The organism is Streptomyces sp. NPDC127068, from assembly GCF_042724695.1.
Lineage (GTDB): Bacteria > Actinomycetota > Actinomycetes > Streptomycetales > Streptomycetaceae > Streptomyces.
The window spans coordinates 1-24,610 of record NZ_JBHXEN010000086.1; the positions used below are offsets into that span (position 1 = coordinate 1).

The 24,610-nt window shown below is 71.9% G+C and carries 23 protein-coding genes; 10 read left to right on the plus strand and 13 right to left on the minus strand.

Annotation, left to right across the window (positions count from 1 at the left end):
* Both ACFWIA_RS33565 and ACFWIA_RS33570 read right to left on the minus strand, forming a co-directional pair.
* Positions 1-2,281: choice-of-anchor A family protein (locus ACFWIA_RS33565; protein WP_387011049.1), on the minus strand; the 2,281-nt coding region annotated here is incomplete at its 3' end.
* 93 nt (positions 2,282-2,374) lie between these two features.
* Complete coding sequence (locus ACFWIA_RS33570; RefSeq protein ID WP_385486173.1) at positions 2,375-3,586, minus strand: pyridoxal phosphate-dependent aminotransferase; 1,212 nt, start codon at positions 3,584-3,586, stop codon at positions 2,375-2,377.
* Positions 3,587-3,824: 238 nt separating this feature from the next.
* On the opposite strand from ACFWIA_RS33570, the gene ACFWIA_RS33575 reads away from it, so the two are divergent.
* Together ACFWIA_RS33575 and ACFWIA_RS33580 are read left to right on the plus strand one after the other, a co-directional pair.
* Entirely contained in the window at positions 3,825-4,598 is a 774-nt protein-coding gene (locus ACFWIA_RS33575; protein WP_387011050.1) for a histidine phosphatase family protein, read from the plus strand.
* Positions 4,595-4,819, plus strand: a complete 225-nt coding sequence (locus ACFWIA_RS33580; protein ID WP_387011051.1) for a hypothetical protein — start codon at positions 4,595-4,597, stop codon at positions 4,817-4,819. The genes ACFWIA_RS33575 and ACFWIA_RS33580 overlap by 4 nt, the downstream gene beginning before the upstream one ends.
* On the opposite strand, the gene ACFWIA_RS33585 is transcribed toward ACFWIA_RS33580, so the two are convergent.
* On the minus strand, positions 4,820-5,494 hold the full coding sequence (locus ACFWIA_RS33585) for a peptidase inhibitor family I36 protein (RefSeq protein ID WP_387011052.1): 675 nt from the start codon (positions 5,492-5,494) through the stop codon (positions 4,820-4,822). It lies immediately after the preceding gene.
* A gap of 401 nt (positions 5,495-5,895) precedes the next feature.
* Here ACFWIA_RS33585 and ACFWIA_RS33590 point away from each other — a divergent pair, with 401 nt between their 5' ends.
* Positions 5,896-6,543 (plus strand): alpha-ketoglutarate-dependent dioxygenase AlkB, encoded by a 648-nt coding sequence (locus tag ACFWIA_RS33590; protein ID WP_387011053.1) that lies wholly within the window; start codon positions 5,896-5,898, stop codon positions 6,541-6,543.
* A gap of 28 nt (positions 6,544-6,571) precedes the next feature.
* Here ACFWIA_RS33590 and ACFWIA_RS33595 read toward each other — a convergent pair whose 3' ends face one another.
* The 3 genes from ACFWIA_RS33595 to ACFWIA_RS33605 all read right to left on the minus strand — a co-directional run bounded on the left by ACFWIA_RS33595 (position 6,572) and on the right by ACFWIA_RS33605 (position 8,508).
* A complete protein-coding gene (locus ACFWIA_RS33595; RefSeq protein ID WP_387011054.1) occupies positions 6,572-6,835 on the minus strand; it encodes a hypothetical protein in 264 nt (87 codons plus the stop codon).
* Between the two features lie 179 nt (positions 6,836-7,014).
* On the minus strand, positions 7,015-7,593 hold the full coding sequence (locus ACFWIA_RS33600) for a hypothetical protein (RefSeq protein ID WP_387011055.1): 579 nt from the start codon (positions 7,591-7,593) through the stop codon (positions 7,015-7,017).
* Positions 7,594-7,791: 198 nt separating this feature from the next.
* On the minus strand, positions 7,792-8,508 hold the full coding sequence (locus ACFWIA_RS33605) for an HNH endonuclease family protein (protein WP_387011056.1): 717 nt from the start codon (positions 8,506-8,508) through the stop codon (positions 7,792-7,794).
* A gap of 301 nt (positions 8,509-8,809) precedes the next feature.
* Between ACFWIA_RS33605 and ACFWIA_RS33610 the strand changes: the two genes are divergently transcribed.
* The gene (locus tag ACFWIA_RS33610; protein ID WP_387011057.1) at positions 8,810-10,006 is read left to right on the plus strand and encodes an esterase/lipase family protein; all 1,197 of its coding nucleotides are present in this window, start codon (positions 8,810-8,812) and stop codon (positions 10,004-10,006) included.
* 49 nt (positions 10,007-10,055) lie between these two features.
* Here ACFWIA_RS33610 and ACFWIA_RS33615 read toward each other — a convergent pair whose 3' ends face one another.
* The 4 genes from ACFWIA_RS33615 to ACFWIA_RS33630 form a co-directional block, all read right to left on the minus strand.
* Positions 10,056-10,859 (minus strand): alpha/beta fold hydrolase, encoded by an 804-nt coding sequence (locus ACFWIA_RS33615; protein WP_387011058.1) that lies wholly within the window; start codon positions 10,857-10,859, stop codon positions 10,056-10,058.
* Between the two features lie 129 nt (positions 10,860-10,988).
* Positions 10,989-14,066, minus strand: coding sequence for a TerD family protein (locus ACFWIA_RS33620; RefSeq protein WP_387011059.1), 3,078 nt, complete (start codon positions 14,064-14,066; stop codon positions 10,989-10,991).
* 49 nt (positions 14,067-14,115) lie between these two features.
* Positions 14,116-14,298 (minus strand): DUF397 domain-containing protein, encoded by a 183-nt coding sequence (locus tag ACFWIA_RS33625; protein WP_387011060.1) that lies wholly within the window; start codon positions 14,296-14,298, stop codon positions 14,116-14,118.
* Entirely contained in the window at positions 14,295-15,107 is an 813-nt protein-coding gene (locus ACFWIA_RS33630) for a Scr1 family TA system antitoxin-like transcriptional regulator (RefSeq protein WP_387011061.1), read from the minus strand. The genes ACFWIA_RS33625 and ACFWIA_RS33630 overlap by 4 nt, the downstream gene beginning before the upstream one ends.
* 95 nt (positions 15,108-15,202) lie before the next feature.
* Between ACFWIA_RS33630 and ACFWIA_RS33635 the strand changes: the two genes are divergently transcribed.
* Positions 15,203-15,658: an ATP-binding protein gene (locus ACFWIA_RS33635; RefSeq protein WP_387011062.1), complete on the plus strand. Its 456-nt coding sequence runs from the start codon at positions 15,203-15,205 to the stop codon at positions 15,656-15,658.
* Between the two features lie 7 nt (positions 15,659-15,665).
* Here the strand turns inward: ACFWIA_RS33635 and ACFWIA_RS33640 are convergent, their stop codons facing one another.
* From ACFWIA_RS33640 to ACFWIA_RS33650, 3 genes are all read right to left on the minus strand, one after another.
* Positions 15,666-16,025, minus strand: a complete 360-nt coding sequence (locus ACFWIA_RS33640; protein WP_387011063.1) for a hypothetical protein — start codon at positions 16,023-16,025, stop codon at positions 15,666-15,668.
* A gap of 97 nt (positions 16,026-16,122) precedes the next feature.
* Positions 16,123-17,760, minus strand: coding sequence for an amidohydrolase family protein (locus ACFWIA_RS33645; protein WP_387011064.1), 1,638 nt, complete (start codon positions 17,758-17,760; stop codon positions 16,123-16,125).
* 76 nt (positions 17,761-17,836) lie between these two features.
* Complete coding sequence (locus tag ACFWIA_RS33650; RefSeq protein ID WP_387011066.1) at positions 17,837-19,141, minus strand: alanine racemase; 1,305 nt, start codon at positions 19,139-19,141, stop codon at positions 17,837-17,839.
* 217 nt (positions 19,142-19,358) lie between these two features.
* Here ACFWIA_RS33650 and ACFWIA_RS33655 point away from each other — a divergent pair, with 217 nt between their 5' ends.
* The 5 genes from ACFWIA_RS33655 to ACFWIA_RS33675 all read left to right on the plus strand — a co-directional run bounded on the left by ACFWIA_RS33655 (position 19,359) and on the right by ACFWIA_RS33675 (position 24,476).
* Positions 19,359-20,495, plus strand: a complete 1,137-nt coding sequence (locus ACFWIA_RS33655) for a sugar kinase (protein ID WP_387011067.1) — start codon at positions 19,359-19,361, stop codon at positions 20,493-20,495.
* Positions 20,492-21,331: an IclR family transcriptional regulator gene (locus ACFWIA_RS33660; RefSeq protein ID WP_385755408.1), complete on the plus strand. Its 840-nt coding sequence runs from the start codon at positions 20,492-20,494 to the stop codon at positions 21,329-21,331. The genes ACFWIA_RS33655 and ACFWIA_RS33660 overlap by 4 nt, the downstream gene beginning before the upstream one ends.
* On the plus strand, positions 21,328-21,738 hold the full coding sequence (locus ACFWIA_RS33665) for a RidA family protein (protein ID WP_387011068.1): 411 nt from the start codon (positions 21,328-21,330) through the stop codon (positions 21,736-21,738). The genes ACFWIA_RS33660 and ACFWIA_RS33665 overlap by 4 nt, the downstream gene beginning before the upstream one ends.
* A 405-nt stretch (positions 21,739-22,143) precedes the next feature.
* Entirely contained in the window at positions 22,144-23,652 is a 1,509-nt protein-coding gene (locus ACFWIA_RS33670; RefSeq protein ID WP_387011069.1) for a GntP family permease, read from the plus strand.
* A 98-nt stretch (positions 23,653-23,750) separates the two neighbouring features.
* A complete protein-coding gene (locus ACFWIA_RS33675) occupies positions 23,751-24,476 on the plus strand; it encodes a hypothetical protein (RefSeq protein WP_387011070.1) in 726 nt (241 codons plus the stop codon).
* The last annotated feature ends 134 nt before the right edge of the window (positions 24,477-24,610 follow it).

Here is a 24,610-nt window from a genome sequence, read left to right on the forward strand (position 1 = left end):
CGCCGATCTGGGTGTCGGGGGTGGCGCCGGTGGTCTGGAGACCGGGGATGCCGTTGGTCTCCTCCCACAGCTGGAACACCGCACCCGCCAGGGGGGCCTGGGTGGTGGCGTCCCGCTTGACGACGCTGACCGCGCCCGTGACGGGAGCCGTCGCGTCGTTGTTCGCCGTGACGGTCACTCCGGTCTCGGCGTTCTCGTCCGTCAGCGCGAGCGGCCCGAAGACCGGGTTGGACGGCAGTTCGTAGCCGGGGGGCGCCTGGGTCTCGCGCCAGTAGTACGTACCGGTCTCGACGGTGCGGGTGCACTCGCCGTCGGCGCCCGTGGTGCAGTCGGCACCGACCTGGGTGTCCGGGTCGCCACCGGTGGTCTGGAGACCGGGAACCCCGTTGGTCTCCTGCCACAGCTGGAACACCGCTCCGGCCAGGTTGGCGCCGGTGCTGGCGTCCTTCTTCACGACGGTGACCTCACCGGTGACCGGGGCCGTCGCGGTGTTGTTCGCGGTGACGGTGACCCCCGTCGGCGCGTTCTCGTCGGTGAGGACCAACGGACCGAACACCGGGTTGCCCGGCAGGTCGTACCCGGGCGGTGCCTGGGTCTCCCGCCAGTAGTAGGTGCCCGCTTCGACGGTACGACTGCACGTGCCGTTCGCCGGCGTGGTGCAGGTGCCGCCGATCTGGGTGTCCGGGTCGGCGCCGGTGGTCTGGAGACCGGGAACGCCGTTGGTCTCCTCCCACAGCTGGAACACCGCGCCCGCCAGCGGAGCCTGGGTCACGGAGTCCTGCTTGAGGACGCTGACCGCACCCGTGACCGGGGTCCGGGTGTCGGGCGCCACGATGCTCACGCCGTCCGGCAGGTCGTCCACGCCCAGCGTGAGCGGCCCGAACACCGGATTCGCCGGCAGGTCGTACCCCGGCGGCGCCGCGGTCTCCCGCCAGTAGTACGTGCCGAGCTCGACGGTGCGGGTGCACTCGCCGTTCGCGTCGGTCGTGCAGGTCGCACCGACCTGGCTGTCGGGGTCGGCCCCGGTGGTCTGGAGACCGGCCTGCCCGTTGGTCTCCTGCCACAACTCGAACTGCGCGCCGGCCAACGGGGCCTGCGTCTCGGCGTCCTGCTTGACGACCTGCACCGGGCCCTCGGCGGGCACCACGGAGCAGTCCGGGAGGTTGGTCGCGTTGAACGGGTAGGCGTGGAACTCCTGCCCGCCGCCCCCGGTCGCGGAGCTGGTGTGGGTGATGGAACCGGTGCTGAAGAAACGGCCGTTGGTCCCCGGCAGGGTGACCGTCGTCTCCGACGCCTGGTTGCCGATCAGGACGCTGCCCTGGAACTGCCCGGTACCGGCCAGGCTCACCGTCGCGGCGTCCGGGAAGTTCCACAGCAACCGGGAGCGCAACTGGTTCAGCGGGTCGTCGTCGAACGGGCTGCCGCTGTAGGTGCTGAGGGTGCGGTTCGCCCCGAGCACGTTGACCAGCACGGTCGCGTTCGCGGGGATGTTCTGGAAGACCAGGCCCTGCTGCCCTCCGGTCCCCGTCGTCAGGTCGAAGTTGACGTTGAAGATCTGGAGCGCCGAGGTGTTGTCCCCGGTGAAGACGGTCTGACCGCCCTGGTTCACCGCCGTGCCGGTCGCCGGCCGGGTGCCCTGCTCGTCGCGCGCGTAACACTGGCTCGCCGTGGTGAGCTGGTCGCGCAGCGCGGTGTAGGGGGCGGCGGCGTTCGGGTCCTGGACGACCGTCCCGGTGATGGTGCCGGTGGCCGTACCGGCGTGGCGGACCACTCCACCGTCGGCCAGGAGCGATTCGCCGGCCGCCACGCTGACGTCGCCGCCCGTGGTCAGGAAGTCCGCTCCGTCGGGCGGCGGCACCCGGGACCCCACACCGACGATGCCGATGTTGTAGATCGAGCTGAAGCCCGTGGCCTTGTCCTGGCTGAAGTCGCCGAGGACCACCACACGGCCCTCGGCCTCGGCGGCCCGCTCACGGACGCGGAAGTCGCCGCCCGCGAAGATGTTGATGCCGTTGTCGCGGCCCATGATCGGGCCGTTGCTGATCGGCGGGAACGGGTCGGGGCAGTCGCCCGGCACACAGGGGCCGAGGCCCCCGGGCAGGGGCGCCGCGACCGCGGGGGTGGCGGCCGTACCGAAGGCGATCAACGGGGCGGAAGCGGCGGCCACGGCATAGGCGGTGGCCAGGGTCCAGGCGCGTCTGCGCCGTTTGGACCGGGCGGTGCCGGGGCGCGGCGGCTCCTGCGAGCCGCGCCCCGGTGACCGGGGAAGGAGTGGTCTCATACACGCCGTTGTCGCACGCGCGCGTAGGCCCCCGACCGCGGCGACACCCCCACCGGGCCGATTGCCGTACGGCGAATCACCCGGTCGCGCGGGTCAGTGCTGGCCGTAGCCGTCCAGGAAGGTCCCGATCCGGGTGACGGCCTCGGTGAGCTGGGCGACCGTGGGCAGGGTGACCACCCGGAAGTGATCGGGTTCCGGCCAGTTGAAGCCGGTGCCCTGGACCACCATGATCTTCTCCGCGCGCAGCAGGTCGAGGACCATCTGCCGGTCGTCCTTGATCTTGTAGACCTTGGGGTCCAGCCGGGGGAACAGGTACAGCGCCCCCCGTGGTTTCACGCAGGTCACCCCGGGAATCCGGGTCAGCAGTTCGTACGCGGTGTCCCGCTGCTCCTTGAGCCGCCCGCCGGGCAGCACCAGGTCGTCGATGGTCTGTCGGCCGCTGAGGGCGGCGGCCACCCCGTGCTGACCCGGCATGTTGGCGCACAGCCGCATGTTCGCGAGGATCGTCAGCCCCTCGATGTACGACTCGGCGTGCGCGCGGGGCCCGGAGATTGCCATCCAGCCCACCCGGTACCCGGCGACCCGGTACGCCTTCGACATGCCGTTGAAGGTGAGGGTCAGCAGATCGGGGGCGACGGCGGCGGTCGGGGTGTGCGTGGCGCCGTCGTAGAGGATCTTGTCGTAGATCTCGTCCGAGCAGACCAGCAGGTTGTGGCGGCGGGCGATGTCGGTGAGCCCGCGCAGCACCTCCTCGTCGTAGACGGCGCCGGTCGGGTTGTTCGGGTTGATGATGACGATCGCCTTGGTGCGGTCGCTCACCTTCCGCTCGATGTCCGCGAGGTCCGGCATCCAGTCCGACTGCTCGTCGCAGCGGTAGTGCACCGCGGTGCCGCCGGACAGGGACACGGCGGCCGTCCACAGCGGGTAGTCCGGCGCCGGCACGAGGACCTCGTCGCCGTCGTCGAGGAGGCCCTGCATCGCCATCACGATCAGCTCGGACACGCCGTTGCCGACGAAGACGTGCTCGACGTCGGTCTCTATGCCGAGGGTCTGGTTGTGCATGACGACCGCGCGGCGCGCGGCGAGCAGGCCCTTGGCGTCCCCGTACCCGTGGGCGTCGCCGACGTTGCGGAGGATGTCCTCCAGGATCTCCGGGGGACAGTCGAAGCCGAAGGCCGCCGGGTTGCCGGTGTTCAGCTTGAGGATGCGGTGGCCCGCCGCCTCCAGCCGCATGGCCTCTTCGAGGACCGGTCCCCGGATCTCGTAACAGACGTTGGCCAGCTTGGTCGACTGAATCACCTGCATGCGGGTCACCCTACGGCGCGGGCGTGCGGGCGGCGCTGTGTTTTACGGCACGTGGAGGGGCGGACGGTGCGTCGGCGCCGGTGATCCGGGTGCGGGGCCGGGCCCCGGCGGGCGGGCGCGAGCGGCGCTGTGGACGGGCCCCGGCGAGCCGGGCAGGCTACGGGCCACGCCCGGGGCGGTGCGCTTCGGCCGGTTTCGCACCGGACTGCTCCGCTCCACGGACTCCATGAGAGGTGCCATGAACTTACGATCTCCCTCCCCTTCCTCCGACGCCCCGCCGACCGGTCTGGTGCCGCCCTGTCCGCTGGCCGACCTGTGGGCCGTCCGACACGGGCAGAGCACGGCCAACCTCGCCTTCGCCGCGGCGGAGGCGACCGGGTCCACCGTCCCGGTGCCGGGCCGCGACCGGGACGTCCCGCTGTCGGACCTCGGCACCGCGCAGGCGGCGGCGCTGGGCGACTGGCTGGCCGGGCGGGCCCCCGGGGCCGGTCCTGACCTGGTGGTCTGCTCGCCGTTCGCCCGGGCGATGGGGACCTGGGAGGCCATGGCGGACCGCGCCGCCGCACTCGGCACCCCGAGGCCGGACGTCCTGGTCGACGAGCGACTGCGGGACCGGGAGATGGGCGTCTTCGAACTGCACCCCCCGGCCGCGCTGCGCGCCCGGTCCCCGCAGGAGGCGCAGCGCCGGGAGCTGCTGGGCGCTTGGTGCTACCGGCCGCCCGGCGGGGAGGCGTTCACCGACGTCGCCGTGCGGGTCGGACAGTTCCTCGCCGACCTGGGCCGGGCCGCGCCCGGGCGACGGGTGCTGGTCGTCGCGCACGACGGCGTGGTCATCGCCCTGCGCTACGTGCTCGCGGGCATCGGGGCCGCCGCACCGGAACAGCTGCCGCCGGTCCCCAACGCCTCCCTGTCCCACTGGAGCGGCGACGGCGACCGGCTCCGTCTGTCCTCCTGGGGCGACACCGCCCACCTGACCCCGCTGGACGCCGTGGACGGCATGACCCGCGCATGAGCGAGGACGCCCCGGACGACAACGAGGACATGGCGCGGGCCCACGCCCTGGCCGAGACGGCGCGTTGCTGCCGACGCTCGGCAAACCGACCGCGCCCGGCCCGGCCGCCGCCACCGTGCCGCGCCCGGCGGACGGCCCGGAACGACACCGCGGCAGATAGGGGGTTCCGCGGGGGCCTCGTCCCGGGCCGGGCCCTCGCGGGCAGCCGCTTCAGCCGCTGATCACCAGGTCGTCCAGAAGCAGTCGGCCCTGTTGTCGTCCGTGGAGTCGACCTCCCGGTCGTTGGTGTGGGCCTGCTCGTTCCACAGGATGATCGGGTTGTTGATGTTCTTGCAACTCAGGTCGTCCCCGGCAACGGCACGATTGGCAACCGTGATGATCTTGCCGCCCTTATTCGACCAGGACGACGTCCTGTTCTCGAAGTCGTACTTCGAGAAGTACACCGGATCGTTCACGGATTTCGCTTCGTTCCACATCAGGCGCCGGCCGCCGTAGTCCTTGTGCTGGTAGAAGCAGTACCAGTCATTTCCAATGATCTCGGTGGGGCAGTTGGGTTCCCTGGTGACGTCCCGCGAGGGCTCGGGGTCGATGGCAGGCGGTTCGCCCAGGGCGGACACCGGTACTCCCGCGGCCTTGGCCTGTATCTTGCGCGCGGCGGCACTGTCCGCCGGGGCATTCCGCTCGCCGGGCAGCGGGAACGACAAGATGGCCTCGCCGTCGCCCCAGGAGATCTCGTTGCGGCTGATCTGCACGCCGCCCTGGGTCTTGGCCAGCACCTCGTTGATCTCCTGCTGGAGCGAGTCGACCGGGGTGGCGGCCTGGGACTGACCGCTCAGCCCGAAGGTGAGCAGGGTGGTGACGGCAAGCCCGGCCAGAGTCGCATTCCTGCGAATCATTGGCATCCTCTCGTTATGTGGTTGGCTCCGCTGTGGAGATCGGCGCTCCGATGTGCATGCGGGAATCCTGCATTTCGGAGAGTGGAGGTTGGGGTGCGTCCGGGCCCGGAACCGGCCGTTTGGCGGTCTATCGGAGCCCCTTGTTCTGGGGGGAGATGGGTAACTTGAATACAGCCGATCGGCTGCCGCCCATGCCCCCTTCTCTTGAAGTGCTTACGAGATTCTCATCCCTTTGTGTTGCCTATGGGATTCGAACACGAACGGCGGGGGTGCGGCTATATGGCGAGGCTTTCTTGTCGTAAAGGCGCCGGAACTTCCTCATGCGGGTCCCGCGTGAACGCGCGTGACGCGAACCCCTCCCGAATCGCACACCAGTGCGAAGAGTGTTCTAGGGTGGGTGCATGTCCCACGCGCTGCAGGGTTCACTCTTCGACCAGGCCGACCCGGGCCCCGACGCGGGCGCGGTGCGGCCCGGGGGCCTCGACGCGGTGCGGCGCACGGTGCTGGGCGACGGGGCCTGGGTGGACGTGCTGCGCGGGTGGGTGTCCGGGGCCGACGAACTGTTCGCGCGACTCGCGACCGACGTGCCCTGGCGCGCCGAGCGGCGGGAGATGTACGAGCGGACGGTCGACGTGCCCCGCTTGCTCTGCCACTACGGCCGGGGCCGCCCGCTGCCGCACCCCGCGCTGGACGCCGCCCGGGCGGCGCTGAACGAGCGCTACGGTCCCGAACTCGGCGAGCCCTTCGTCACCGCCGGCCTCTGTTACTACCGCGACGGCCGCGACAGCGTCGCCTGGCACGGGGACCGCATCGGGCGCGGGGCCCACGAGGACACCATGGTCGCCATCGTGTCCGTCGGCGCGCCCCGCGACCTGCTGCTGCGTCCCCGGGGCGGTGGCCCCACGGCCGCCCGGTACGCCCTCGGCCACGGGGACCTGATCGTCATGGGCGGCTCCTGTCAGCGGACATGGGAACACGCCGTGCCGAAGAGCGCACGGGCCGCCGGCCCCCGGATCAGCATCCAGTTCCGGCCCCGAGGGGTGCTCTGACCGGGCCGGACGGGGCCGGCCCGGGGGATCAGCCGACCGTCGAGGTCTCGCTGCCGAGGATCGCCGCGTGCTCCAGCACGTCCTCCGCCGGGTCGTCGATCTGTCCGATGGAGATCAGCGTGATCCGGTGGCCGTTGTGCGAGTCGGTGTGCGTCTCGTCCGCCACCGCCGTCCCCGCGGACGTCACCGTCGCCATCGACGCCAGTGCCGCCGCCCCCCACGCGGTCCACGTCATCCTGGCCCTGGTGCGGGCCCCGCCGCGGGGCGTGCGGGTGTTCCTGGCTTCGCTCATGCGTCCATCGCCTGCTTTCGCTGTACGCCGGTGCAATCCGTTGGTCGTGCCGTGCACCCGGCGTATCCGGCACCCGGGGCCCGGGGACACGCGCAGCGGAAACGGTCGAGTGATATGCCCGGATGGTCCACCCGTCCGGGTGATGTCTCGCACGGGTGGCCGACCGTCGGCCGGTGCCGTCAGCGCGTGGTTGCCGCACCGGTCTGGGGGGACCTGTCCCGGAGCGTGAACGCACCTTCGGTGACCGGCATGTCGGCGGCGGGAGCCATGCAACGGGTCAGCAGCGGCGCACCCTTGGCCGTCGCGCCGGACAGTCCCACCCGGGCCACTCCCTGTTCGGGGACGTGGAAGCTCAACCCCATGCGGGTCCGCGGGGCCAGCGCGGTCCGCCACGGGTGACCCGGGCTGGTGCGGACCAGGCGGCCGGTGACCGTGGCGGTGGGGCCGCCGGTGGTGAGGCAGTCGACCGCGAAGTCGCCCCAGTAGTCCCGGCCTTCGATGATGTGGGAGATGCGGAAGGTGCCCGAGGGGCGGGTGGGGATGCTCCCCGCGCGGTAGGTGGAGCGGGCGTCGACGGTGACCCGCACCACCTCGTTCGTGACCTCGTAGCCCAGCCTCGCCTGCCCTGTCAGCACGGACACGGACGCGGACGCGGAAGGGGGAGTCGCGGCCGGGGGGTTGGGGGCAGCGGCGGCGGGGGTGGCGATCGCGGTGACGAGGGCGAGCAGGGCGGTGGCGCGCAGGGTCCGCTTCAGCACGGGAGGGCTCCGGTTCGGGTCGGTGGCGGTGATGACGGTTCCGATCCTCGCCAACGCCCCGGCACCCGGGCGTCCACCGCCGGTCGCGACCACCTCCACCGCGCGGGGGAGACGCCTTCCCCGAGGTCGTCCCCGGGGCGGACCCGAGGGCCCGGGCCCGGGGCGGGCGGTGGAGCAGGGGTCAGGGGAGGGCGGGCGTCAGTCCGCTGCCGGAACGTAGATCACGACGGTCTCCTCGCAGGAGTTGTCCGCGAACAGCTTCAGCGCCTCCACCTCGTCCTTGTCGGCGCTGAGCGACCAGCGGTGTTTGGTGGAGACCCACTCGCCGATGTACCGGCAGTACTTGTCGCCCTCCAGCGGCAGCCAGTTCGCCACGTCCCGGTCGGCCTTCTCCTGGACGGTCCGGTTGGTCGCCACGGTCAAGGCGGTGGGCGTTCCCCGGTCGTTGGCGTACGCCTCGCGGCGTTCCGTGGTCCAGGCGGACGCACCCGAACCCCACGCCTCCGCCAACGGGACGACGTGGTCCACGGTCAACGAGCCGAGGTCGCTGACGATCTGGTCGTCGTAGTACGAGTGCCACTTGCCGCCCAGCAGCCGGCAGCCGGGGCCGACGGCAGGGGCCTCGACGGCCTCCGCGATCAGCACCTCCCGGAAGGTGTCGCAGCCGTCGGTGAGGTCCGCGCCGGCGTTCCAGCGGGGGAACGCCTCGCTCGTGTAACCGGAGCGGTCCTCCTCGGCGGTGGGGAGCGTGGAGAGGGCGTCTTCGAGTTGCAACGTCGCCGTGACGGCGTGCGCGGGGGAGGCCGGAAGCGTCGGGGTGGACAGGAGCAGCGGGGCGAGAGCCAGCGGGAGGAGCGTGCGAGCCGTGAGGAGTTTCCCCGGTCGCACGCCCGCACGGGCCGGTTGCGTCGTCATGACCCTTGGGTAGCGGATGGCGGGACCGGGCGGGCGACCCTCCTGCCGTAACCCACCCGTACGAGCGGGAGATCTGCCGGGAACGTTCACCTGTGCCCCGGCGCGGCGTGGTGTGCGCTCGCGCGCTGCTCGGCCCGCGCGCCCCCTGAGCACTCCCGGACGCGGGTTTGTCTGCGGATGATCGATTTCACGCTAAGTGGCTTGCTGGCCACGTGAAGTGACGCCCGGCGGGCTAGGTTTCCTGTCGGGCGCCCACCCTTTCGTCGCGGCCCAGCCGCCTACTCCGCTGAGGTGAGATCGCGTGACCGAGATTCCCGTCCAGTCCTGGGGCCTGTTCGCTCGTGAGGGTCAGGAGGCCCCGCCGCCCGCCCCCGAGGCCGACGAGACCTGGGCCCTGCCGGGTGGCACCGCCCGCGTCTACTACGGCGTCCAGAACCGCGGTCTGGTCCGGCCGGTCATCCTCTCGGACGGGTTCAACTCCGGCCCCACCGACTTCGACGCCTTCTGGCACGGGCTGGAGCACGGCCAACTGCCCTTCGTCAGCCGGCTCCGCGAGCGCGGGCACGACCTCGTGCTGCTCGGCTACGACGAACGGTCGGCGTCCCTCCTCACCAACGCCCAAACGGCGATCGCCTGCATCCACGAGGCGGTCGCGCGTCGCCTCGGTGACACCCGGCTCACCGTCGGCGGCTTCAGCATGGGCGGGCTGATCACCCGCTACGCGCTGGCCAGGCTGGAGACCCAGCGGATGGACCACCAGACCGCCGCCTACTTCAGCTTCGACAGCCCGCACCGCGGCGCCTCCATCCCGATCTCGCTCCAGGCGCTCGCGCACTTCCTCAAGCCCGTCGCACCCGCGCTCAGCAAGCAGATCAACAGCCCCGCCGCCCGCCAACTCCTGTGGCGGCACATCGAGACCGTCCACGGTTCGCCGGCCGAAGACCCGTTGCGCGGGGAGTTCCTCGACGAGCTGAAGCGGGTGGGCAGTTGGCCGCGCATCCCGCGGCTGCTGGCGCTCGCCAACGGCCGGCTCGACGGTGTCGGCAACGGGGTGCCCGCCGGGGAGCCCGCACTTGAGGTCACCAAGGGCGGCCTGAAGCCGACCACCCTGCTCACCCAGACCCCCGACGGCAAGGCGGTGCTCGCCCATCTGAAGGACCTGCTCCGCGAGGAGCACGTGCGCCACCGCGGGCTGCCCGAACTCGACGGTGCGCCCGGCGGCACCCTGGACTCCTTCGGGATCGCCGCGGCCAACCTCACCAAGCCGTTGCTCGGCATGGCGGCCGTCGCCCACCATCCGGAGATCTGTTTCGTGCCGACCGGCAGTGCCCTCTCGGTGCGCGACATCAGCCAGGACTCCCTCTACGAGGACCTGTCCGGCCTGGACCCCGACGCCTTCGACGTGGACGACTACATCGCGTCCTCCGAGGCGAACACCCGTCACTCCGCGCTGACCCCGGAGCTGGGCGAGTGGCTGTTGGACCGACTCCCCAACTGACCACGGCACGAAGGCAACTGACCCCGAGCCGCGTCCCCGGGGGCGCGGCTCAGTGGTCGGCCAACTCCTGGAACAGCGCCCGCAGACTGGACTCGGCGGGCACATGGGTGGGCTCCGGCTGTTCGGTCAGCCGGGCGTCGGGCAGCAGTGCGGCCGTCGCCCGGACCGCGTCGAACGGCACCTGGTCGTCCTCGACGGCGTGCCACAGGCGGACCGGGCGCCGGACGTCCGCGAGGGTGAACCCCCACGGGCGGCTCTGGAGCCGGACCTCCCGGGCCGGGCCCCGCTGGTGGTGGTCGTCGACCTCGGCGAGGGCGGCGAGCATCGTGGGGGAGGTGGCGAAGGCCCCGGCGAAGCGCGGGGCCGCCGCGGCGAAGCTCGCGGCGACCTCCTCGGGCGGACCCTCGCGGTAGAACGTCCAGACCGGCTCGGCGGCCCGCGGGTAGTGGCCGCGCACCGCGTCGTCGCAGACGTACGGGAGTCCGCTGAGCACCCACACCCCGCGCACCCGCTCCCCGAACCCGGCCGCCAGGGCGTACGCGTACGGGGCGCCGGCCGAGATGCCGAGCACGTCGAACGCGTCGACCCCCAGCCGGTCGAGCAGCGGCTCCAACAGCGCCGCCCACTCGCCGATCCGGGTCATCTCCCGGGGCGGGGTCACCCCGTACCCGGGGCGCTCCACGGCGATGAGGCGCACGCCGGCCGGGCCGGCGAGTTGGTGCCAGAGGTGCGGGAGCACCGCCGAGCCGATCAGTCCGTGGTGCAGGACGAGGGGGCGCCCCGCGGGGTCCCCGTACTCGGCCACTCCCCAGGTCGAGCCCCCGCCATCGCTGAGCACTGATCGACGGGGCATGGGTCCTCCACGGGAACGAACGGTTGGTAAGGGTACCCTAAGTCATCTCGCATCCTGGATGGGCCGCGCTGACCCGGGCCGCCCGCGTCATGTCCGGCCGGACGGCCCGGTTCGGGGGGTGACGGTACCTCAACTCTTACTCACCGTAGGGTGCGTGGTCATCGTCCAGGCCCCCTCGACGTGCTCGAACTGGAGCAGCAAGGGCCCGCGGGGGAGCGGCATGATCGCACTCAGCCTGCCGTCCTCGCTGATCAGGGTGTCGCCCTCGGGCAGTTCGCTCGTCCCCTCGACCTCGTAGCCGCGCAGCAGGGTGTAGGCGCCGCGCCGGGCGTTCACGTCCAGGTGCAGATCGGCCGCGGGGCCGCTGTAGCGGAGCACTTCGGGCGCCTCCCCGGTCAGGGTGCCGGAGAGCTCGCGCGCGGCGGACAGCGGGAGCACCCGTAGCGTCCACGAGCCCTGTGCCTGTATCCGCATCCGCAGCGGTCGGTGCTTGGGCGACGTCGCCAGCGCGGTGAGCCGCACCCGGGAGAGGCTCGTACTGAAGACGTGGTCCTCCTCGCGGTTCCACATGCTGAGCGTCTTGCACTCGACGTAGCCGTCGCCCTCGTGGGCGAACTCCAGCAGCACCGGTCCCGCCGGCACGTTCCGCACGGTGACCACCCGCTCGCCGCGGCCCTCGGTCGCGAAGGGCGTGAAGACCGGACCGTGGAGCCAGCCCCGCACCCCGCCGGTCGTGGTGTCCACGGCGGTGCCGGGCGCGTGGTGGCGTGTCGGGGCCGGCTCCAGTACGTCCGCCGGCGCGGCGCTCGGCGGACGGACGTTCCTCAGCTCCACGGCCCAGGGGCCGTCCGCCCGGGTGAACTCGACCAGGGCGGGGCCCTCGGGCAGGGGGACGGTCTCCTCGAGCCTGCCGTTCTCGTTGATCAGGGACCGGCTCGGCGGCAGGTCCCGCCGTCCGCGCACCTCGATCAGGTCCGCGATGAGTTCGTCCTCGCCCTGGTACCGCACGGTCAGGTCGGCCGTGCCCGCCGTGTGCCACAGCACCTCGGGCCCGTTGCCCGTCAGCGGTTCCCCGAGGTGCCGGGCCTCGGCGAGCGGCAACACGCTGAGCTTCCAGCCGTGTTCCGCCTTCAGGGACAGCCGTAGCGGACCGTCGTCGGGCACTTCCGTGAGCACGCGGCCCCGGAAGCCGGGGTGCGTGGAGCTGACCAGCGCCTCGCGCTCGGCGTTGTGGCGGTCCAGCACGTGGAGGCCGGTGTACCCGTTGCCCCGGGTGCTCAGCTCCACGATGACGGGGCCCGCGGGGACGCTCGGCGGCACCGTGATGACACTGCTGTTCTGCCCCGTCACGGCGAACGGCGCGAAGACCGGCCCGAACTCCTGCGGCGACATGACCGGTGGCGCGAGGGGTGCCGGCGGCGCGGTCGGCAGCTCCCGGGCCCGGTGGGGAGCGGGGGCCGCGGCCGGCCAGAGCACGTGGTCCAGGGTGGTGGACCAGTCGCCGTCGGCCATCGACAAGGCCAGGATCACCGGTCCCCGGTGGAGGGGGACGGTGTCCACCCGCTCACCCGCCTCGTTCAGCAGCAGCTCGGGACGCGGCAGTTCCTCCGCGCCGTCCACTTGATGGGACCAGAGCACCACGTTCCGCTGCCCGCGGTGGTGGAAGGTGAGGTCAGCCGGACCCGTGGTGTGCACCAGCACCTCCGGGCCGTGGCCCTCGAGGGCCTCGTCGAGTCGGCGGGCGTGGGACAGCGGGAGGACGCGCAGCCGCCAGTCGCTGTCCGCGCCCACCCCCAGTGCCAGCGGGCAGTCTGCGGGCACCACCACGAGGAACCGCCCGCGGAAGCCGTTTCCCCGCCACTGATCCAGCAACTCTTCCGCGCTGTAGCCGTGTTCGTTGAGGGTGTGCAGCGAGACCCGCTTCCCGCTCTGCACGATCAGCTCCAGGATCGCGGGCCCCGGCGGTACGTCGGGGGCCACGGTGACCTGGGCGTGGCCCCGGTCCGTCCACACGAAGGGCGTGAACTCGGCGGCTAGCGTCGACGGCACCTCGAACGGACCGGGGAGTTCCGCCCCGGTCGACTCGGCCGCGACGGGAGGCGCGGGGAGGTCCCGGACAGCCGCCGGGTCGTCCACCGCCATGGTCCAACGACCCTCACCACGAGACAGGTCCACGAGCAGGGGTCCACCCGGCAGCTGTACGGTGCCCCGGTACCCGCCGCTGAACTCGTTGATCAGGCGCTCGTGGTCGGCCAGGCCCGTTCCGTCCACCGGGTGGACGTTGAGGATCACGTCCTCCGTGCTCTGGTGCCGGAGGGTGAGGGCGGTCGGGCCGGTGGTGTGCACCAGGACCTCGGGGCCGTGGCCCTCGCGCGCCTCGCCGAGTCGTCGGGCGTGGGACAGCGGCAGGACGCGCAGCCGCCACAGGCCCTCGGTGTCCACCCGCAGGCGCAAGGGGCCCCCGTCCGGCACGGTCGCGAGGAACCGTCCCCGGAAGGCGGGCTCGTAGCTGGAGGCGAAGACGAAATCGAGCCGGCCCTGTTCGTCGGTGAGTTCCAGGTCGACGGGTTGGTCGCCCTCGACCGCCAGTTCCAGGAGGACCGGGCCCGGCGGGACGTACGGAGGTACCGTGACGCGTTCCTTGTCGCGGCCCACCACGACGTACGGCGCGAAGTCCGCGCCGAACGTCCACTCCACCGGGTGCGCGGCGGCCGGGGCGACGCCCTCCGGGGCCGGGGCGACGCCCGGTTCGGCCACGTCGACGCCGTGGTCCCGGGCGAGCCCCGTCAGCCCGTCCGCGTAACCCTGGCCCACCGCGCGGAACTTCCAGCCGCCGGCGCGACGGTACAACTCCGCGAACACGAGCGCCGTTTCGTCCGCCGCGTCGGTCACCTCGTAGCGGACGACCGAGGTGCCGTCCGGCGCGAACGCCTCCACGGACGGTTCCGTGACGTCCCGGAGGGTGCCGACCTCCGTCGAGCCGACGAGCAGCACGCGGGTGATGTCCGGCTCCACGGTCGGGAGGTCCACCTCCAGCCACTCGGTGCCGTCGTCGTCGCCGGTCAGCCGGACCGCTCCCGAAGGGTGCTCCGGCTGACCGTGGAACACGATGTCGCCGTCCTCCCGGACGGTTCCCCCGTCGTCCAGCAGCAGCGCCGTCGCGTCCAGTCCGTGCCGTACGGCTATCCGCAACGGCGCGGACGGCACGAACGTGTTCCCACCCTTGACCAAACCCCCCACGGGTTCACCTGTCCCTCTACGCGCACTTCGATACGAACGCCTCCCAGGATGCCGCCTCCACCCGGAACACGGGGCTGCCGTCGCCGAGTTTGGAGTCACGTACGTAGACCGTGTGCAGGTTGGCCGCCACTTCCACGCAGGTCTCCGAGCCCGACCCGTCGCTGTACGTCGACTTGAACCAGGCAAGCTGCTCGTTCATAGCTCCTCCGCGATCTCCTGGATGAACTGCACGGACTCAAGCAAGTCCAGTGCCTGACACCGGAGCATGCCATACCGCATTTCCATGGGCGCGATCCGCTCGTGATCTGTGGTCATCAAGGTGATCCCCGAAGACTCGGTGTAGCCGTACCTCTCGCCCGAGACGTCGAAGATGACGAACTGACCGCCAATCGCTTCCTCTTTGGCTCGATTGAAGGGCAACACCTGGAGGCTGACGTTACGGAGTTGAGCAACACTTTGCAGATGGCGCAATTGCTCCCGCATGACTTCTTTGCTGCCGACGTGTGCCCGCAAGGCGGCTTCAAAGATCACGTAGTTGAACCAGGTCAACGGGCGGGACTCGCGGAGAATCATCTGTCGGGCCAGCCGAATGCTGGTCCGTTCTTCGACTACCTCGTCGTCAACAAGGGGAATCCTGCTGGAGAAGAGTGCTCGGCAGTAAGATTCTGTCTGTAGCAAGCCAGGGATGTGAAGGGTCTCGTACGAGTTGATCACCGTGGCCTTCGCTTCTGCTTCCATGAACTCTGATGTGTACTGCCTGGTCGGCTCAGGGATCAGGAACTTCTGGGCGGCCACCAGCAATCCCTTGGCATTGCACAAGTGATCCGCGGTCGTGAGGAGCTGGACCGTAGGCTTTCGGCGGCCGTTCTCCATGGCTTTCACGTAGTCGATGTGGTAGTTCGCCTCGTCGCTCAACTTCTCCCGGGTGACTGATGAGACCTGGCGCCACAGCTTGATCTGGTCGCCACAGTAGCTCCACGAAACGGGTGGCGTCGAAGCATGGGTCATCGCTCTTCCCTTCAAGAGGACAGGGTGGGGTCGTCGCGCGCTGTACCCGCGCGGTCACTTCCGGACGGTAGTACGACTCGGCCACGCTGATCCCCATGGATCGTGCAAATCCCCCTCACCCCAGCACTTTTGAGTGGCGCTTCCCGCGAAACCCCCGCACGGTGGGCCTCTCGCGTCACCTCCTCGGCAGGCAACTGCACGCGTGGAAGGTCATGGACGACGTCAGCGACACCATCGTGTTGCTGGTGAGCGAGCTGATGACCAACGCGGTGTGTTACGCCCGGGCGCCGTACGGGCGGGACCTGGTGCTGCGGGCGCAGGTCGTGGACGACACCCTGCGCGTGGAGGTGACCGACGGCAGCGTGGCGATGCCGATCACGCGCAACGCCGGGCCGGAGGAGGAATCGGGCCGCGGGCTCGCACTGGTGGAGGCGCTGTCGCACAGCTGGGGCGCCTTCCCGCGCCCCTACGGCATCGGCAAGACCGTGTGGTTCGAGATGGAGCTGTCCGGCGCCGGGCCCCGAGGTGGGGTGGACCCGGCGGCCGGGTGAGGGGGCGTCAGTCCCAGACGACCGACCAGATGGCCGTGCCCTCGGGGACCTTCGGGACCTCGCAGTAGCAGTCGGCGAGGCCGAGGAACACGTCCGCCTCGAAACCGTCGACCCACTGGGCGCAGACTTCCTCCTCGGCGTACGTGCACACGGCTATGCCCTCCGCGGCCAGGGTGCCGTCCGCGGTCTCCACCGTCTCGGGGTGCAGCTGGACCCGGGTCCAGACGACGTCCTCGCGTTGGTCGATCTCCCGCAGGCGGGCCGCGAGTTCGGCGATCGGAGGGCGGCCGTAGCCCCACTGGTTGGGACCGATGCACTCCTCGTCGGTGTTGCCCTCGAAGAACTCGTCCAACGTGAGCAGGGGCATCGGGCCGGTCCCGCCCGTGCGTCTTTTGACTTCGCTCGCGGTGATCATGGGACCGGATCGTCGCACGAGGGGCGGCCTCTTGGGGAGAGGTCGATGGTCACCCGTTTGCCGGACGGTGGGCCGGGCCCCGGACCGTGCGGCCCGCGATGACGTCGGTGCGGCGGCCGTCGCGCATCACGAACTTCCCGTCGATGAGGACGTGCGGGATGCCCGTGGGGTAGGCGCGCGGGACCTCGTACGTGGAGCCGGCGGCGACGGTGTCCGCGTCGAACAGGACGAGGTCGGCGCGGTAGCCCTCGCGGACCGTGCCCCGGTCGGCGAGGCGGAGCCGGGCGGCCGGGCGGGAGGTGAGGTGTGCGACGCACTCCTCCAGGGACAGGACGCCCAACTCGCGGACGTACTTGCCCAGGTACTCGGGGAAGGTCCCGTATGCCCGGGGGTGGGGCTTGGCGCCCTGGAGGATGCCGTCGGAGCCGCCGGTGTGGACCCGGTGGCGCATGATCGTCCGGACGTTCTCCTCGTGGCCGACGTGCTGGAGGATCGTCGCGCCGAGCCGGTCGTCGAGGAGCAGACGGCGGGCGGTGTCCCAGGGGGTTCGACCGGTCGCGGTGGCGGTCTGGAGGATCGTACGGCCGACGTAGTGCGTGTGCGCGGGATCGGTGACGCCGGAGATCTCGATGGTCTCCCACTCGACGGGCACCCCGTGGCAGCCGTCCGAGCCGATCTCCTCCAGGTGGTGGCGGATGCGTTCGGCGGTGGCGTCGTCCCGGAGCCGGTCCAGGGTGGCGTCGGGGCCGCCCTCGCTGGCCCAACTCGGCAGCACCGCGGCCAGGGTGGTGGAGCCGGGGGTGTACGGGTAGGTGTCGAGGGAGATGTCGGCGCCTTCGGCGAGCGCCTTGTCGAGGAGGTCCAGCAGGTCGCCGGCGCGGCCCTTGTTGACGCCGAAGTTCATGGTGGCGTGGGCCAGGTGCAGCGGACAGCCTGCCTCCCGGGTGAGGGTGACCATCTCCTCGTACGCCTGGAGGGCGCCCGCGCCGTAGCTGCGGTGGTGGGGGCAGTAGTAGCCGCCGTGTTCGGCGACCACCCGGCACAGTGCGGTGAGTTCGGCGTCCTGCGCGTACATGCCGGGCGTGTAGGTGAGGCCGGAGGACATGCCCACGGCGCCCTCGCGCATCGCCTTGGCGGTCTCGGCGCGCATGAGGTCCAGTTCGCCGGGGGTGGGCGCGCGGTCCTCCCAGCCGACGGCGAGCATCCGGAGACTGCCCTGCGGGATCAGGTACGCGGCGTTGACGGCGATGCCGCGGTTGCCGTCGGGGTCGGTGTGGGCGCGGTCGAGGCGGTCCAGGTACTCGCCGACCGAGCGCCAGTCGAAGTCGATGTCGGAGCCGTCGCCGTTCCAGCCGGCGATGGCCCGGCGGATCGCGGCCAGGGTGATGTCGTTGACGGGTGCGTAGGACAGCCCGTCCTGGCCGATGACCTCCAGGGTGACGCCCTGGGCGGCCTTCGAGGCGTGCGCGGGGTCGCGCAGCAGGGCCAGGTCGGTGTGGGCGTGCATGTCGATGAAGCCGGGCGCCAGGGTGAGCCCCTCGGCGTCGAGGGTCTCCCCGCTGGTGGCGGGGGGCGGGCCGGTGCGGTGGATCTCCGCGATCCGGCCCGCCACGACGCTCACATGGGCCCGGTACGCGGGGGCGCCCGTCCCGTCGGCCACACGAGCGTTCTTGATCACCAGGTCCATGCGTTTCCTCCGGGCTCGGGCTAGCGGAACGTACGGCGGGCTAAGAGTGCAAAAAGGGCTAGAAGGGCGAGAAGCGCTAGAAGTACGTGCGGATGAAGTCGGTGACCGTGCCGTCCGCCTCGACCACGGGGATCAGCTGCCACTTGTCGAAGGCGGTGCACGGGTGCGACAGGGCGAGGGACAGCCAGTCGCCGACCTCCAGGTCGGCCTCGGGCGTGGTGACGAGCCAGCCGTGCTGGTCGGACAGGGCGGTGAGCGTCACCCCGGTCGCCGGGTGCTCGACGCCGTCGCGGTGCACGGTCCGGGTGGCCGGTAGGTCCAGGTCGTAGGCGGCGTCCCGCTTGCCGGCGTTGGTGAACGCCTGCTCCGGGGACGGCCGGGACACCACCTGCGTCCACAGCCGGAACGCCGGGTGCAGGGCGCCCTCCTCGGGGACCCGGTTGAAGGGCGTGACGTGCTCGTAGTGGCCCTCGTCGTGGGAGACGTACGCACCGGAGCGCAGCAGTTTCAGCGCCGGCACGGAGAGCGCGGGGAGTTCGGCGAAGACGTCGGCGACCGCGTCGAACCAGGCGCTGCCGCCCGCGCTGACCACGATGTCGTCCAGCCCGGCGAAGCGGCCGGCCGCGTCGAAGGCGACGGCGAGCGCGTTCAGCCGGCGCAGCCAGGCCCGCACCCGCTCGGGGTCGGCGTCCGGGACCTCGCCCTCGTAGCCGGCGACGCCGACGAGGCGCAGCGTGGAGGTGGCGGCGACGGCGTCCGCGACGGCCGCGCACTCGGCCTCGGTGCGGGCGCCGGTGCGGGCGCCCTCGCCCGCGCCGAGTTCCACCACCACGTCCAGGCGGCGGGCGGAGCCGGTCAGGGCCCGGTCCATCTGCTGCACGCCGCGCACCGAGTCGACGTAACACAGGAACCGGAAGTCGGGGTCGGCCGCGAGTTCGGCGGCCAGCCAGCGCAGGGCGGCCGGGTCGACGAGTTCGTTGGCGAGGAAGATCCGCTGCACGCCGAACGCGCGGGCCACCCGGACCTGGTGGGGGAGCGCCAGGGTGACGCCCCAGGCGCCGCGCGCGATCTGCCGGGCGAAGAGCTGCGGGGCCATGGAGGTCTTGCCGTGCGGGGCGAAGGCCAGGCCGTGGCGCTCGGTGTACTGCTCCATCAGCGCGAGGTTGTGCTCCAGGCGCTCGGCGGACAGCGCCAGGACCGGGGTGGTGAAACCGCCGGTGAAGAGGTTGCGGCGCTCGGCGGCGAGGGCGCCGACGGTCAGTCCCTCGGCGTCCGGGGGCAGCCCCTTGAAGCGGTGGTCGACGCGTTCGTCGGCGAGTGCGGCCAGGGCGGCGGCGCGCTGCGGGGTCGCGGTCTGCTCGTCGTCGTTGACGGCGGCCATGGGAGCCTCCCGGGGTCGGGGCGAGGGTGCCTGGGGGTCTGCGACTTCCAGTGTGCGTTTTGCAACATGTGCAACACTCATTGCGTATGTCGCACGTAGCTGTCTAACATCCGAGCCGACGCCGGGTCAACGGAGCCCACCGGCCGATCGCCCGCCCCCCGACCGGTCCCACGGTCGGCCGACCACGAGCCGACGACCAGTGAGGAGCCCCACCGCCGTGACCGCATCCGGAGCCGCCACGCCCCGCGCCACCCCCGCCCCCGACGCCCCCCTGCGGTCGGACGGCGACCGGCGCGGCGACCGGCCGGACGCCGTCACCCTCGGGGAGTCGATGGTCACCTTCCTGCCCTCCGAGCCCGGCCCGCTGGAGGACGTCCCCTCCTTCGCCCGCGGCATCGGCGGCGCCGAGTCCAACGTGGCCTGCTCACTCGCCCGCGCCGGGCACCACGTGCGCTGGATCAGCCGGGTCGGCGAGGACGGCTTCGGCGCCCACCTCGTCCGCGCCATCGGGGAACACGGCGTCGACACCAGCGGGGTCCGCCGTGACGAACACCGGCCCACCGGGATCTACTTCCGCACCGCCGGGGAACGCGCCGTGCGCAAGGGCGAGGCACCCGGCGCGGACGGCGCCCCCCTCGCCGAGGTCGTCTACTACCGCGCCGGCTCCGCCGCCTCCGCGATGTCCCCCGCCACCATGGACGTGCCCGCGCTGCTCGCCGGCCGCGTCCTGCACCTGTCCGGGATCACCGCCGCGCTCTCCGCCGACTGCCTCGCCCTGCTGGAAGAGCTGACCGGCCCCCGCGCGGACCGCCCGCTGCTCTCCTTCGACGTCAACTACCGCGTCAACCTGTGGCGCGACCACGCCCGCGCCGGCCGGGTGCTGCTGTCCCTGGCCCGCTCCTGTGACCTGGTGTTCGTCGGCGAGGACGAGGCCGCCGTCGCCTGGGGCGTCACCGGCGGGCCCGCCGCCATCCGGGCCGCCCTCCCCGAACCCGAACTCGTCGTCGTCAAGCAGGGCGCCCACGGCGCCGTCGCCCTCGCCGCCGACGGCACCCGCACCTTCGTCCCCGCCCTCACCGTCGACGTGGTCGCCCCGGTCGGCGCCGGCGACGCCTTCGCCGCCGGGTTCCTCTCCGCCACCCTGCGCGGGCTCCCCGTCCGCGACCGGCTCCGCCACGGCCACCTGATGGCCGCCGCCGCCCTCACCGTCCCCGGCGACCTCGCCGTGCCCCCGACCCGGGAACGCGCCGACCACCTGGCCGCACTCGACGACGCCGGGTGGGGGAGACTGCGACTCGGCCCCGGCTGGACCGACGCCGACCCCAGGGCCCAGGAGGAGGTACCCACCAGATGAGCCAGACCGTCGACCGAGCGCTGTCGATCCTGCCGCTGCTCGCGGAAGGCCCCGCCGACCTCGGCAAGGTCGCCGAACGCCTCGGCGTCCACAAGTCCACCGCCCTGCGGCTGCTGCGCACCCTCCACGAACACGGACTCGTCTACCGGCAGTCCGACCAGCGCTACCGGCTCGGCGCCCGGCTCTTCGCCCTCGCCCAGGAAGCCGTCGAGAACCTCGACGTGCGCGAGATCGCCCACCCGCACCTCGTCGCCCTCAACGCGAAGATCGGCCACACCGTCCACCTGGCCGTGTACGAGGAGAACGAGGTCCTCTACATCGACAAGGTGGAGAGCCGCTACCCCGTCCGCATGTACTCGCGGATCGGCAAGCCCGTCGCGATCACCGTCGCCGCCGTCGCCAAGCTGCTCCTCGCCGACCTCCCCGAAGCCGAGCGGCGCGCCATCGCCGAACGGCTCGACTACCCCATGTACACGTCCCGTTCGACGCCGAGCGCCGCCGCGTTCCTCCGGGAACTGGCCGCCGTGCGCGAACAGGGCTGGGCCACCGACCTCGGTGGCCACGAGGAGTCCATCAACTGCATCGGCGCACCCGTCCGCGGCACCGACGGGCGACTCGTCGCCGCGATGTCGGTGTCCGCGCCGAACGTCGTCGTCACCGCCGACGAACTCCTCACCCTGCTGCCCCTGGTGCGGCGCACCGCCGACGCCATCAGCCGCGAGTACTCCGGCAACCCCCACCCCTCGGGGACGGGGGCGCCCGGTGCCGCCACCCCGGGCCCCGCCACCGGTGGACCCGGGCCGTCCCGTACCACCCCGACCGAGGAACGCCCATGACCGAGAAGACCGCCCTCACCCCCTCCACCCACACCACCCCGCCCGCGAAGTTCTCGCACGGTGTCCGCAAGGGCAACATCCTCCAGGTCGCCGGCCAGGTCGGCTTCCTGCCCGCCGTCGAGGGCCAGCCCCCGACGCCCGCCGGCCCCACCCTGCGCGAGCAGACCCTCCAGACCTTCGCCAACGTCAAGGCGATCCTGGAGGAGGGCGGCGCCAGCTGGGACGACGTGATGATGGTCCGCGTCTACCTCACGGACGTCGACCACTTCGCCGAGATGAACGAGATCTACAACGCGTACTTCGAGGAGCAGGGCCTCACCGCCCCGCCCGCCGCGCGCACCACCGTGTACGTGGGCCTGCCCAAGGGCCTCCTCATCGAGATCGACGCGCTCGCCGTCCTCGGCTGACCCCTCGATCGTCCGCGTCTCGCGTCGAGGGGCCGTCCCGGGCCTGAGTCCCCCGGGGCAGTCCGCGGCCCCTCGACGCGGCGCCCGCCGTGCGCACGGCGCGCGCCGGCCGGTCCGGGTGCCCCCTCTTGCCACGGGGGCGCCCGGACCGCCACCGCACCACGGTGCCCGCCCGTACCGGGTCCGGTACGCGTTCCGCCAGGACCACCGGGCTCCCGGGCTCCCCACGACTCACTGAGGCCCCACACCACCGCACTCGTCACGGTGCCGCGCCCCCGCAGGGCGCCGTGCCGCGATCCGTCCTGCCCGCAGCGCCGGTGAAGGTGTCCGACGGCCCCTCGTGCGAAGGGGCGAACGGCGTCGTACCCGACCGCCCGGCGCGCAACGGAAGTACGAGGCTCCCTCATGTATCCACTGGCCGCCCCCACCTCCATAGCCGGGCCCGCGCTCGCCGCGGGCAGCGCCCCCGCCGCCGACCCGCCCACCACCGGTCTGCTGGCCCTGATCCCCGGCACCGCCGGACTCCTCACGGTCGCCGCCCTCGGCATCGCCCTGCTGCTGTTCCTGATCATCAAGGTCAGACTCCAGCCGTTCGTGGCGCTGCTCACCGTCTCCATCGCGGTCGGCCTGGCCGCCGGCCTCTCCGTCACCCAACTCTTCGGCACCGTCCAGAAGTCGGACGCCGTCTCGCTCATCGAGTCCGGGATGGGCGGCACCCTCGGCCACGTCGCCATCATCATCGGCCTGGGCACCATGCTCGGCGCCATCCTGGAGGTGTCCGGCGGCGCCGAAGTCCTCGCCTCCCGGCTGCTCGGCCTCTTCGGTGAGAAGCGGGCGCCCCTCGCGATGGGCCTGACCGGCGTCATCTTCGGCATCCCGGTCTTCTTCGACGTCGGCATCTTCGTGCTCGCGCCGATCGTCTACGCGGCGGCCAAGCGGGGCGGCAAGTCGATCCTGCTGTACTGCATGCCGCTGCTCGCGGGCCTGTCGATGACCCACGCCTTCCTGCCGCCGCACCCCGGCCCGGTCGCCGCCGCGGGACTCCTCAAGGTCGACCTCGGGTGGGTCATCCTGATGGGCGTCGTCGTCGGCGTGCCGGCCGTGGTCGCCGCCTGGGGGTACGCCGCGTGGATCGGCAAGCGGCTGTTCGTGCCCGTTCCGCAGGACATGGTCGAGGCGGCCGAGGAGTCGCGGGCCGCGCTCGCCGAGGAACAGCGGGCCGCCGGTACGGTGCCCACCGAGGCGCCCGTCCCGCTCGGCACGGTGCTGTTCATCATCGGCACCCCGCTGGTGCTGATCCTGCTGGCCACCTTCTCGTCCATCGCCTTCGACCCGTCCACCGCCCGTTCGGTGATCGAGTTCTTCGGGCACCCCTTCGTCGCCCTGACGATCGCCCTGCTGATGGCGTACTGGCTGCTCGGCGTGCGCCGCGGCTGGTCCCGCAAGTCCCTGGAGACGGTCTCCACCTCGTCCCTGAAGCCGGTCGGCAACATCCTGCTGGTCGTCGGCGCCGGCGGGGTCTTCGGAGCCGTGCTCAAGGGCAGCGGGGTCGCCCAGGCCCTGTCGGACACGTTCAACGACCTCGGGCTGCCGGTGATCGTGCTGGCGTACCTGATCTCGCTGGTGCTGCGGGTCGCCCAGGGTTCGGCGACCGTGGCGATCGTCACCACCGCGGGGATCGTCTGGCCGCTGATCGAGGCCGGGGACCACTCCCAACCGTTCGTCGCCCTGGTCATCATGGCCATCTCGGCGGGCTCGATCTTCGCGTCCCACGTCAACGACGGCGGGTTCTGGATCGTCGCCAAGTACTTCGGCATCTCCGAGCGCGACACGCTGAAGTCCTGGACCGTCCTGGAGTCGGTGCTGTCCGTGGCCGGCTTCGCGGTCGCCGCGGTACTCAGCCTGTTCGTCTAGCCACCGGCACCGAAGGAACCGGCCTTTCCGGGCGTGTCCGTCACGATTGGGTACCCCGCTCATGCACGTCACAGGAATCTCGGCCATACTGCGGTGCCGTGGAGCCCATAGGCAAGAACCCCTCGCTCGTCGACGCCGCCGCCATCGACCCGGCGCACGTCCCCGGCCTCGCGACGCCCGTCGCGGTTCCCAAGCCGGGGGTGGTGGACCGTACGGAATCCGGCCCGGACCCGGACCCGGAGTCAGACCCGGAGTCAGACCCGGAGCCGGAATCCGACGCGGACTCCCGGGCGGAGGCGGACGGCGACTCCTCGGGCGAGGAGCCCGCCGCCGGCACTGAGGCGTCCGACGGGCCCGTGTTCGAGGTGTCCGACCGGCGCGGGTCGATCGTGGTGGACGAGACCGGCGTCCGGTTCACGCTGGACGACCAGGCCGCGGAGTGGACCTGGGACGAGATCGGCGCCCTGGAGATCACGACCGGCCGCTTTCCGCGACGGTTGACGCTCTACGTCCACACCCCGGACCGGCGTTGGTACCCCAACGAGATCCGGGCCTCGTCCCGCGCCGAACTCACCCGGTGGTCCGAGGAGCTGGACGCGGCGCTGGACGCCTGGTTCGACGACGCGGACGCGGATGACGCCGCCGGGGCCGAGGACCGCCCGGAGGGGGAGCCCTCGGACGCCGCTGCCGCCGCAGACACCACTGACTCCGCGGACGCCGCTGACGAGGCGGACACGGCGGACGCGGCGGACGCCAAGGAGTCCGCGAAGCCCGGCAAGCCCGGGAAGCCCGGCGCGGCCGGGAAGTCGCGCAAGGGCGACTGACGACGCACGACTGACACGACGCAGCGGGGCCCCGGGCGGGATATACACGGGCCGGGCCCCCCGCCCGCGGGAGCGCGGGCGACCCGCGCCCGAGCAAACCGGCCCATTATTACCACCCATAAAAACCCCAAGCT

Coding starts and splice junctions, on each gene's coding strand:
- ACFWIA_RS33570 (WP_385486173.1), bottom strand. CDS start 3,586: ATGCAGGTGATTCAGTCGACCAAGCTGGCCAACGTCTGTTACGAGATC.
- ACFWIA_RS33575 (WP_387011050.1), top strand. CDS start 3,825: ATGAACTTACGATCTCCCTCCCCTTCCTCCGACGCCCCGCCGACCGGT.
- ACFWIA_RS33580 (WP_387011051.1), top strand. CDS start 4,595: ATGAGCGAGGACGCCCCGGACGACAACGAGGACATGGCGCGGGCCCAC.
- ACFWIA_RS33585 (WP_387011052.1), bottom strand. CDS start 5,494: ATGATTCGCAGGAATGCGACTCTGGCCGGGCTTGCCGTCACCACCCTG.
- ACFWIA_RS33590 (WP_387011053.1), top strand. CDS start 5,896: ATGTCCCACGCGCTGCAGGGTTCACTCTTCGACCAGGCCGACCCGGGC.
- ACFWIA_RS33595 (WP_387011054.1), bottom strand. CDS start 6,835: ATGAGCGAAGCCAGGAACACCCGCACGCCCCGCGGCGGGGCCCGCACC.
- ACFWIA_RS33605 (WP_387011056.1), bottom strand. CDS start 8,508: ATGACGACGCAACCGGCCCGTGCGGGCGTGCGACCGGGGAAACTCCTC.
- ACFWIA_RS33615 (WP_387011058.1), bottom strand. CDS start 10,859: ATGCCCCGTCGATCAGTGCTCAGCGATGGCGGGGGCTCGACCTGGGGA.
- ACFWIA_RS33625 (WP_387011060.1), bottom strand. CDS start 14,298: ATGAACGAGCAGCTTGCCTGGTTCAAGTCGACGTACAGCGACGGGTCG.
- ACFWIA_RS33630 (WP_387011061.1), bottom strand. CDS start 15,107: ATGACCCATGCTTCGACGCCACCCGTTTCGTGGAGCTACTGTGGCGAC.
- ACFWIA_RS33635 (WP_387011062.1), top strand. CDS start 15,203: ATGGATCGTGCAAATCCCCCTCACCCCAGCACTTTTGAGTGGCGCTTC.
- ACFWIA_RS33640 (WP_387011063.1), bottom strand. CDS start 16,025: ATGCCCCTGCTCACGTTGGACGAGTTCTTCGAGGGCAACACCGACGAG.
- ACFWIA_RS33645 (WP_387011064.1), bottom strand. CDS start 17,760: ATGGACCTGGTGATCAAGAACGCTCGTGTGGCCGACGGGACGGGCGCC.
- ACFWIA_RS33650 (WP_387011066.1), bottom strand. CDS start 19,141: ATGGCCGCCGTCAACGACGACGAGCAGACCGCGACCCCGCAGCGCGCC.
- ACFWIA_RS33660 (WP_385755408.1), top strand. CDS start 20,492: ATGAGCCAGACCGTCGACCGAGCGCTGTCGATCCTGCCGCTGCTCGCG.
- ACFWIA_RS33665 (WP_387011068.1), top strand. CDS start 21,328: ATGACCGAGAAGACCGCCCTCACCCCCTCCACCCACACCACCCCGCCC.
- ACFWIA_RS33670 (WP_387011069.1), top strand. CDS start 22,144: ATGTATCCACTGGCCGCCCCCACCTCCATAGCCGGGCCCGCGCTCGCC.